This is a genomic window from Brevibacillus laterosporus DSM 25 (assembly GCF_002706795.1).
In the GTDB taxonomy this organism is placed as follows: domain Bacteria; phylum Bacillota; class Bacilli; order Brevibacillales; family Brevibacillaceae; genus Brevibacillus_B; species Brevibacillus_B laterosporus.
Genome location: NZ_CP017705.1, coordinates 892,001 through 902,465, shown reverse-complemented (window position 1 = coordinate 902,465; position 10,465 = coordinate 892,001). Strand labels below are relative to the sequence as shown.

The following is a 10,465-nucleotide window of genomic DNA, read 5'->3' as shown; positions in this document are numbered from 1 at the left end:
AGGAGAATGAACAAGGGAATCGCGACTTTATGGCAAACGTCAGCCTTGTCTTCTCTTTGGAAGCTGGCGCAGGAAACAGGCTTAGAAGGGGGAGAGAACATTGGATAAAAAAACGATTGGTATCCTGGGAGCTAGTGGAATCGTAGGCAGAGAAGCCGTTCAGACCATTCTTGCTTTTACGAACCATCATGTTGTGCTAGGGGGCAGAAATCCAGATAATCTTTGCGAGTCTTTTAAAGAGATGGAAGCCAGGATCGAATGCCTCCAAGTGGATGTTTACAACGAGGAGCAGCTTCATCGCTTTTGTAGCCCATGCGACATTGTCATCAATTGTGCTGGGCCTTCCAAACAAATTGTCGATACCGTAGCTTCTGCATGCATCGAACATGCAGTCCATTATGTAGATGTTTCTGGAGATGAGCATCTTTACCGCCAATTGCTAAAGAGACAGCACGAGATCAAAGAGAAAGGACTGCTGTTTCTTATCTCTGCAGGGGTTTACCCCGGGTTATCGGAAATCTTCCCGGCTTACATCGCTGAAAACGAGTTGGAAGAGATCGATTTTCTTGAATTGTTTTTTGCAGGTCAGGGCGATTTTTCCTTAAATGCAGCCTACGATATTGTGTGTAGCATTGAGGAAGATACCGGTTTGGGAATGACCTATTGCAAGCAAGGTGAAGCAAAAAAAATAGACGGTTCGTTTCATCGGAATTATGAACTGCCACTCCCGGCAGGCAAACGTGACACTTATCCGGTCTTAACCCAGGAATTCAGCCAAATGGCAAAACAAAAGAAAATATCATCTGCTTACTTTTACAACAGTTATCAAAACAATTCTGTTTTGAATCAATTTGTGATGATCAAGGCTTTGCAGCAATACAAAACCGAAGAAGAAAAAAAGGCGTCAGCTAAACTGCTGGTTGAGCAGTTCAGTGCAAAGAAGCAGGGTGTGGAGGATTTCACCATGTTCCATCTGATTGCCACCGGAAACCGAAACGGCAAAAAAATGCGGTTGGTATCAACTCTCCTGTATCGGGGGGACTGGAATCGGTTATCGGGCATCATTGCCGGAACGGTAGCTCGCTTGATCGCGGAGGACAGAAGTAAGGAATCAGGTTGCTTCTTTGTGTCAGAAGGCGTATCCGCGACTAGATTGATCGGTGCTTTACGTGAGCAGACGATTGACCTTACGCATTCATTAATCGAAATAAAATAGAGGTGGCATATGACAGAGAATCGTAGGTTGCGTACCGTGGTATGTGGTTCCCGATTTGGACAGTTCTACCTTGAGGCTGTAAAGGCATTGCCGGAACAGTTTGAATTGGTAGGTTTATTGGCAAAGGGCAGTGAGCGCTCCCAAAATTGCGCAGAACGTTACGGAATTCCGTTGTACACAGATGTTGAGCAACTTCCTGCCGACATTGACCTTGCTTGCGTCGTATTACGCTCCACAGTCATGGGCGGCAATGGCACCGAGATGTCGCTTAAACTGCTTGCCCGCAACATTCATGTCATTTCTGAGCAGCCGATTCATCACAAAGATCTGGCTCTTTGCCTGAAGCTGGCACGGCAACAGGGGGTACATTTCAAGACAGGTGATCTCTACGTGCATCTGCCTGCTGTGCGTCGTTTTGTTGCGTGCGCCCGCACAATGCTGGAACAACAACCAGCGCTCTACATTGATGCTGTGTGTGCCACTCAGGTTTCTTTCCCGCTCATGCATATATTGCAAGAAGCATTGCCGAGTATTCGTCCATGGAAAATCAGTCATGTTCTCAAGGATGAGGGGCCGTTTCAAGTAATAACCGGCCTACTTGGAAAAATTCCGATTACGTTGCGGGCCCATAATGAGGTCGACCCGAACGATCCAGACAACCATCTTCATTTACTGCACCGAGTGACGATTGGTGTGGCAGGCGGTAGCTTGTCACTCACAGATACGCATGGTCCTGTTATGTGGCAGCCACGTTTGCATGTTCCAGATCTTTCGAATATTCATGGTGAGCTGGCAGAGGCACCGCCAGCACACATGCTTGAGAATAGCACGCAAATACTGGGGCCAGCAGAGCCTACCAGCTATAAGGATATTCTCATGACACAATGGCCGCGGGCAATCGGTAAGGATTTGGTAGCAATGCGAGACATGATTTTGGGACAAGTCAACAAAGCCGCTATGGATACGCAAGCGCAGCAGGAGCTTTTGTGCTCTCGTCAGTGGCAAGATTGGACCCAGGCATTGGGATATCCGGTGTTGCGCTCCAACAGCAGTCATCAACCGTTATCAATAGAGTCTTTACAAAAAGCGGCCCTGAGCATAACGGAAGATTTATGCGATCATACTGATTCGGCAACCGATCCTGAGGTGAAAAACAATGTATTTGCTTGCACAGCATATGCCGAGGGAGAACTGAGAGGGATTGATGCCGGGTTGGTGAGAATGTGCGTCGAGCGATTGGATGAAGCAGCTTTGTCTTCCATGCTGTTTGCTTTGCAATCACTAGGAGCGCTGACAACAACGGAACATGGATACAGTGAGGACGATATTTTCTCTGCTGTGAAGGTAGCGCCACGTCATCAGCCTGTCATTATGCGCTGGCTACAGATATTGACGGAGCGAGGTTATCTAGCACAGTCCGGTAGGGAGTATCAATGTGCGATTCGGATGACAGCAGACGAGGTACAGCGTCGTTGGGATTCAGTTAAGAAAGCATGGAACGGGAAACTAGGCTCTCCGATTGTCATCGACTATCTCATGGCTAATGCAGACAAGCTTCCGGAACTGATAAATGATAGCCAGCAGGCCGCACTGCTATTATTTCCCGAGGGCCGCATGAATGTTGCTAATGCTCTGTATCGGGATACGCTTATGGCGCGGTATTTGAACAAGTCGGTAGCGGAAGCGGTGATGCGGATCGCTGCTATAAAACAAGCTACCTCCTCTTCTTTGTCGGCTACCTCGAAAGCGTCCCTCCGCATTCTGGAGGTAGGCGCAGGGACAGGAGCAACTACCGATGTGGTTGTGGAGAGACTGAAAGCATCTGTTTCTAAGCAGTTGAATCTGGAGTATCTGTACACAGATGTGTCTCACTTTTTCCTATCAACAGCTCGCGAACGCTTCAAAGATTACCCTTGGATGCGTTTCCAGACTGTCGATATTGACAAAGATCTGTTTACGCAGGGATTGACACCCGGAAGCGTCGATATCGTGATTGCGGCAGGCATGCTTAACAATGCTCGCGACACGGATCAGGTTATGCACAATCTCATGCAAAGCCTTGCTCCGGGGGGATGGTTGGTCATCACGGAGCCTACTAGGGAATTTGTGGAAATGCTCATTTCACAGGCCTTCATGATGACTCCTCCCGAGGACGATCGAAAAAATACGCAATCTACCTTCATGTCTGTCCAGCAGTGGACTGATGTAATACAGCGTGCAGGCGCCAAGGAGTTTGTAGTACTACCAAATGAAGAGCACCCGCTCGCTCCTCTTGGACAAAAATTGTTTGTTGTAAGGAAGGAAGCGGATGCTGACGTGCAGTAGCATGTGCAGTAGCGAAATCAATCCGTAACGAAATGGCCAAGCTCAAAAAAATAGGAGTGTGTACATATGCCCCAAAACATCAAGACGAATTGTGCCCGGTTGCTGACGCGTCTTCGAAATGAAGGAATTTTTCTATGGCAAGAAAATGGGAGTCTGCGCTACAGGGCACCCAAAGGAACGCTTGCAGCTGGTGATTTACAAGCGCTAAAAGAGCATAAAGTGGAAATTTTGGCTCTATTGAGTGCCGAAACCCGATCGGTGACGGTCATACCTGATCCAAAAGCCCGGTTTGAACCTTTTCCGCTGACAGATGTGCAGTCAGCTTACTTGCTGGGGCGGCATGACTTGTTTGGCTATGGAGGTGTGGCGTGCCACATCTACCTGGAATTAGACTATCCCAAGCTCGATCATAAGCGAACACAAGTGGCTTGGAACCTGCTCATAGCTCGCCATGATATGCTACGGTCAACGATTGATCAGAATGGAGAGCAGTGCGTGATGGCGAACGTGCCGCACTTGGAAGTGACTTATACAGACACAAGCGGCTTACATAAGCAGGAGGCAGAAGCCAGACTTGGGGAAATTCGTGAAAAAATGGGGCATCGTATTTACGATACAGCTCGTTGGCCCTTGTTTGATATTGGCTTGACTAAAATGAATGACCGTTCTGTGCTCCATGTATCCATGGAATTTCTTATCGCGGATTGGGCGAGTATCTGGCTACTCTTGTCTGAATTTGAGACGCTCTACAAGGAGTCAGGACAGACGTTGCCCGAACTGTCCCTTACGTTCCGCGATTATCTGCTCGCCGAACGCAGCTTAAAGGAAACTACGACGTATTTCAGAGATAAAGAGTATTGGCAACAACGAATGGATATTTTGCCTGCGGCTCCAGATCTGCCTTTAGCCAGACAGCAAGCCAAATCAGGTGAGGCACGCTTCCGTCGTCGCTTTATCCGGCTGGATAAAACCGCATGGGATTCGTTCAAGCAACGTGCCCAAAAACGGGGATTGACGCCAACAACTGCTGTAATGACTGCCTATGCCGCTGTGATTGAGCGATGGAGTCGAAGCAGGGCGTTTTGTCTAAATCTGACGTTATTGAACCGGCAGCCATTACATGAACAGGTCCATGACATTGTCGGCGATTTTACATCGGTCAATTTGCTTGCGGTAGACTGGGATGCGGAGCGTTCCTTCCAAGAACGGGCACGTACCATTCAAAAACAGTTATTTGAAGATTTGGATCATCGCTTGTTTTCTGGAGTAGAGGTTATGCGGGAGGTGGCCCGCAGACGAGGGCGTGAAGCCGCTTTGATGCCTGTAGTGTTTACCAGTGCGATCGGACTAGTTGAACCGGCGGAGGGTAGTCAGTTGACAGGTGAAATCGCCGGGTACGGCATCAGCCAGACACCACAGGTTTTCATTGATTGTCAGGCCATGGACAGTTCAGCCGGGCTACAGGTTAACTGGGATGTGCGAGAGGGCGTTTTCCCTGATCAAATGATTGACGACATGTTTGATGCCTTTGCAGAATTGCTCCAGGCATTGGCTAGAACCGAGCAAGTCTGGGAGGCAGGGGATGTGATTGCTTTGCCTGCCTGGCAGATTGCAGAGCGGCATGGTATCAACGAGACAGCGGCTACTTTGCCGGATCATTGCTTGCACCAGCAGGTACTGAAGCAAGCAATGGCGGCTCCAGACCGCCCTGCCGTGTTTGACAGCGAAGGGCAGGTTTCATACGGGGAGCTGGTGAAACGTGCTGCAGCTGTGGCTAACAAACTAAAAGAGCTCGGCTGCGAGGATCAAGACCGCGTTGCTATCGTGATGGACAAATGCGCACATCAAGTTACAGCGGTGTTGGGTGCTTTGTTTGCTGGAGCCGTTTACGTTCCACTTGACAAGAAGCAGCCAGAATTGCGTCGTCAGGCTATGCTGGAGCAAGCGAACGTCCGCTTTGTCTTGACGGTGTCGACCATACAACTCAAATGGGCAAACAACGTACAAACAATTGAAGTGGATAAAGTAGAGCCACATCAGGATAAGTTGATCCTGTCTGCGGGAAATCCGGACTTACCTGCTTATATCATTTACACCTCTGGTTCCACAGGGCAGCCGAAGGGAGTCGTCATCAGCCACCGCGCAGCAGCCAACACCATTGTGGACATGAATCGCCGCTTTATCGTCAACAGAGAAGACCGGGTGCTGGGGCTTGCCCAACTGAGTTTTGATCTGTCCGTCTATGATATCTTTGGTCCTCTGTCCGTTGGTGGCGCATTGGTTTATCCGAGTGCCGATCGACAGACCGACCCATCTCATTGGGCTCAGTTAATGGTTGAGCATGGGATTACCGTGTGGAATTCGGTACCGGCCTTGATGCAAATGCTGGTCACTTATTTAGATTCCGAGCCGAGTATAAATGTACCAAAATTGCGTCTGTCCTTGCTTTCCGGAGATTGGATTCCTCTGACACTGCCAGACATGATGCAAAAGCGCCTGCCTTCTGTACAGATTGTCAGTCTGGGCGGTGCCACTGAAGCCTCCATCTGGTCGATTTATCATATATACAAAGGTCTTGAGGCGGACTGGCACAGTATTCCTTACGGTCTGCCGCTCGCAAATCAGGGATTCCGTGTTCTGGATTCGCAGATGCGTGATTGCCCTGTGTGGGTAACCGGAGAGCTGTATATTACTGGACATGGCTTGGCCGAGGGCTATGTGGGGGATCAGGCACTCACTCAGGAGCGATTTTTGCTGCACCATGCGGATGGAGAGCGGCTTTATCGCACAGGAGATTTAGGCCGTTACACCCCTGGTGGTGAAATCGAGTTTCTTGGTCGTGAAGATAACCAAGTCAAAATCAGAGGACATCGAATCGAACTAGGTGAAATCGAGTCGGCCTTGTTTAAGCATCCTGCCGTCGCCGCAGCTGGTGTTGTGCTGGATGGTACGAGCGATGAACACATCCTGTTGGGCGTTGTGGAAACCGACCGCCAAAAAGATCGGAACCCTGAAGGAGAAAAAGCGGAATTTACGATGCTGGTAAATGGGATCGGCGAGCAAGCCAGCGCTGTAGCAGATCGACTGAGTAGAGCGGAAATCGAGTCAGCAATGGCAGACCTTGATCAAGCAGTGCTCCACTCCATGTTATATGCACTACAAAAGCTAGACTTCTTTACCAATAGTGAAAAATATACTATGGAAGACATACTCCAATCCGATAAAATTCTTTCCAACTATCACTGGTTGGTTCGACGTTGGGTCGCAAAGCTGACGGAAGCTGGCATGCTACATGAGCACCCTGCAAAACAGTTCAGTTGCTCGATACTACAAGACGATAAGACGGTAGACGAATATTGGGCACAGGCAGAGGCAGCGTGGACGAACATGCTTCAAACAGCTGGCTTCACCGCCTATGTGCGAAAAAATGCGGAAAAGCTACCGGAACTACTAAGTGGTCAGCAGGATGCTGTTTCCCTGTTATTCCCTGAGGGCAAGCTCGACCATGTTCGCTCCTTGTATGTTGATCATGTCATGGCCAACTATCTCAATCAGTGCATGTGCACACTTTTGCAACGCATTGCCCAGCAGCAGTCGGGCAAGACTTTGCGGATTTTGGAAGTCGGTGCGGGTACTGGTGCAACGACAGAGAACGTGTTAAAAGCGTTGGAAGGCTTTGATATTGAGTATGTATTTACAGATGTTGCAGCCTTTTTCATTCCGGGAGCTAAATCCCGTTTTGGACAATATCCGAATATCCGCTTCGGTGTTTTTGATGTAGACAAGGATTATCGGGCACAGGGATTGGCTCCTAACAGCTTTGATGTCGTACTAGCTGCCGGAGTATTGGAAAACGCACATGACATTCCGGCAAGTATGAATAGGCTGAAAGAACTCATTTGCCCCGGCGGATGGCTCGTATTTACGGAACCGACTGTGGAGCACTTATGGATACTGGCTTCGCAGGCGTTTATGATGATGGAGCCGGGGGATCTTTTGCGAGCCGAGACTTCCTACCTGGACCGCGGGGGATGGATGCAACTGTTACAGGAAGAGGGAGAGGAACACGTTTTATCGTTACCAGAAGAAAATGACAAACGCACCTCCCTGGGCTTTCATCTATTTGCTAAGCGCTTTAAGCAGGACAGGGTGCCGGTAAGAGCAGAGGAGCTGGAAACCTTCCTTTCCTTGCATCTGCCTGCTTATATGCTTCCTTCCCATTTGCAAATAGTAGATGCTCTACCGCTGACCGGAAATGGCAAGGTTGACCGGCGCGAGTTGGCAAAATGGCGCCCCGCATCGCCCGTACAGAATACCGCAGCAGAAACGGACGAGGATGGGCAGGACATGCTGGAAGAGCAGCTTGCCCAAATTTGGGCGGAAGCATTAGGAATCCCTGGAATTGGTAGATCTCAAAGCTTTTACAAACACGGGGCTGACTCACTCATCATGGCGCAAGTAGCCGGAAAGCTACGTGACAAACTGGCTGAGGACCCAACACAGGAAGGAATCCCTTTTGATGCTTTGCTTAGACAAATGCTGAACTATCCGACCGTGGCTGCACTGGCAGAATTCATACGTTCGCGCAGTCCAGAAGCAAAACACGATCAGGAAGTCTCTTGGCCCAAAATTCAAGGGGAATCAAGCAATGCTGTCATTATTCCATTTGGAGGAGAGGGGACAGGACCACTCAGAGTTGTGTTCCACGCTGTCTTGGGTACAATGGATAGTTTCCGCCCGCTTCTGGAACAACTGAAAGCACAGAATTTGGGGAGCGTAGTGGGAATTTCCATCGCGGATATAGAGCGATATTGCGCGCTTGAACCGTCCGAACTCATTGAAGCGGTTGCGGATGATTATACGGAATGCCTGCTACAAAGCGGTCACACGCAGATGCAGCTTATCGGATATTCCTTAGGTGGTTTGATTGCAATCGAAGTAGCCAGACGTCTTGTTGAACGAGGAATCCATCTTGCGGACGTAGTTTTAATTGACATTCCTCCGATTGTTACGGAATTCGATGATGATCTGCTGATTGAAACACTCTTTGTCCCCAATTTGAATATCACGCTAGAACAGGCTGGTTTTGGTGGAGTTGATCAAAATGATTTGGCCCGGGGTGTCATGCAGCTTATTGAAAGGCATGGCAATCATATTCCACAAGGCTCGGCATGCACCATTGGCGGCGATGAGGGGCTTGATAAGGTGGGTGAGCTATTTCAACGACTGTCCGCACTTGACAGGAGAGAACGCTTCACGGCTTATGTTGAAGCAAGTGCCCGATCTACTGGCGAGCAAATGCCGGTTGAGATGGCGGAAGGTTTGTGCAAGGTCTTTCGTCAAAGCTTTAAGGCCGCTCGCTTTACGCCCCCACCGTACATGGGTGACATCCGTTTCTTGATGGCAAATGAGCCGTTTCTATTTTTGCCACGCACCAATGAAACGACCCTTGATTTCTGGAGAGACGTTTGTCTGGGCGAATTAGAAGTAACAGAAATCGCCGGGAACCATTTCAGTTGTATAGTAGAACCGAATGTAGGTAATCTGGCACGGTTGCTAGCAACACCACTTGACCAATAATAAACAAGCCTCGAAAACTGACTCGGGGAGAAGATAGCAAAAGAGGGATGACTCAGGTGTGCCTACTAAAAAAGTGGGTTCACGAAGGGAGGAGGCATCCCTCTTCTTATGGCTTGATTCAGATATAACTCAACTCTGACACCTTCACTTTGTGAGGGTGTTTTTTGAGCTTTTACCCAATTAGTAGCTTTTAGCTGAAAGTGCAGGTACCAATAAAATAAATATTGTAAAAAATTCCTTTTTTAGATATAATAATGACTGTAGTCAAATAATGACTGTGGTCATAATTAGGGATGGATGGTGGTGTTTACAATGTTAAGGGATGTAAGGAAACAAGAGCTGAAGGAGCACATTTTCATGCAGGCCTTGAAATTGTTTAAAGAAAAAGGCTTCGAGAATGTGACGGTTGAGGAAATTACAAAGGCATGCGGCATCGCTAAAGGTACGTTTTATAATTATTTTCCCAAAAAAGAAGCCATTCTACTACATCTAGGAAAAACACAACTGGAGTCGTTTTATCAAAGTATAATCCACTACGCAGACGAGCCGAATTTAAAGAGGAAGCTTACACTACTCTTTCACAATTTGTTTGCACGTTATACCGAGCATCCCGATCTAATTCGACTAATCATTTTGGAATTGATGCGCTCTACTTTACATATTCAAGAAGAAATCAGTGTCGTACAAAGATTTAGAGAAGCGATTACTTCCATGCTTGATGATGCCCAAAAAAGCGGTCAGCTTTCCGAGCAAATGATCACTGAGGATGTTGCCTCTGTGCTTGTAGGCGTTTATTTCAATACGCTCATGGTATGGTTATCCTCTGATGAGGACGTTACGGGGATAGAAACGATTTTTCAGCGCCAATTTGAAGTTGTCTGGCAAGGAATTCATCCTCAGGGGGGATAAGAAATAATGGATATTTTCGTCGGGATATCTATTCTACTCTTGGTGAGTATTGGCTGCATTCACGTATATTGGGCGTTTGGTGGCAAATGGGGGAAAAGTGTCGCTATACCTACAGATGAATCCCAACAACCTACATTTGCCCCAGGCACAGTAGGGACGCTTCTTGTTGCTTTGCTGCTGTTTGGAGCGTCGCTTCTGTTGATGGCTCAGGGAGAAGTTTTCCTATCAATTCCCTCATATCCAATTGTGAAGTGGGGGTGTTGGGGTTGTATGGCTGTGTTCGGACTACGGAGTATAGGTGATTGTAAATATGTGGGATTGTTTAAGAGAATGAAGAATACACGTTTTGCTAAGTACGATACCTATCTGTTTACACCGCTTTGTTTATGGCTATGTATCAGCTTTTTATATGCAATCAGTCGATAGGAGGAGAAG

General features: G+C 48.1%; 5 protein-coding genes. All 5 read left to right on the top strand.

Annotated features, from left to right (window positions below; translation table 11 throughout):
• Positions 1 to 100 precede the first annotated feature (100 nt).
• Positions 101 to 1,216, top strand: coding sequence for a saccharopine dehydrogenase family protein (locus tag BrL25_RS04285; RefSeq protein ID WP_018671912.1), 1,116 nt, complete (start codon positions 101 to 103; stop codon positions 1,214 to 1,216).
• 9 nt (positions 1,217 to 1,225) lie between these two features.
• Positions 1,226 to 3,541, top strand: coding sequence for a bifunctional Gfo/Idh/MocA family oxidoreductase/class I SAM-dependent methyltransferase (locus BrL25_RS04280; RefSeq protein ID WP_018671911.1), 2,316 nt, complete (start codon positions 1,226 to 1,228; stop codon positions 3,539 to 3,541).
• A gap of 66 nt (positions 3,542 to 3,607) precedes the next feature.
• Positions 3,608 to 9,121: a non-ribosomal peptide synthetase gene (locus tag BrL25_RS04275; RefSeq protein WP_018671910.1), complete on the top strand. Its 5,514-nt coding sequence runs from the start codon at positions 3,608 to 3,610 to the stop codon at positions 9,119 to 9,121.
• A 312-nt stretch (positions 9,122 to 9,433) separates the two neighbouring features.
• Entirely contained in the window at positions 9,434 to 10,030 is a 597-nt protein-coding gene (locus BrL25_RS04270) for a TetR/AcrR family transcriptional regulator (protein ID WP_018671909.1), read from the top strand.
• Positions 10,031 to 10,036: 6 nt separating this feature from the next.
• The gene (locus BrL25_RS04265) at positions 10,037 to 10,456 is read left to right on the top strand and encodes a DUF3995 domain-containing protein (RefSeq protein WP_018671908.1); all 420 of its coding nucleotides are present in this window, start codon (positions 10,037 to 10,039) and stop codon (positions 10,454 to 10,456) included.
• Positions 10,457 to 10,465: the final 9 nt, after the last annotated feature.

Excerpts from the sequence above, each read along its gene's own strand:
- BrL25_RS04280 (WP_018671911.1), top strand. The coding sequence starts at position 1,226 with ATGACAGAGAATCGTAGGTTGCGTACCGTGGTATGTGGTTCCCGATTT.
- BrL25_RS04275 (WP_018671910.1), top strand. The coding sequence starts at position 3,608 with ATGCCCCAAAACATCAAGACGAATTGTGCCCGGTTGCTGACGCGTCTT.
- BrL25_RS04270 (WP_018671909.1), top strand. The coding sequence starts at position 9,434 with ATGTTAAGGGATGTAAGGAAACAAGAGCTGAAGGAGCACATTTTCATG.
- BrL25_RS04265 (WP_018671908.1), top strand. The coding sequence starts at position 10,037 with ATGGATATTTTCGTCGGGATATCTATTCTACTCTTGGTGAGTATTGGC.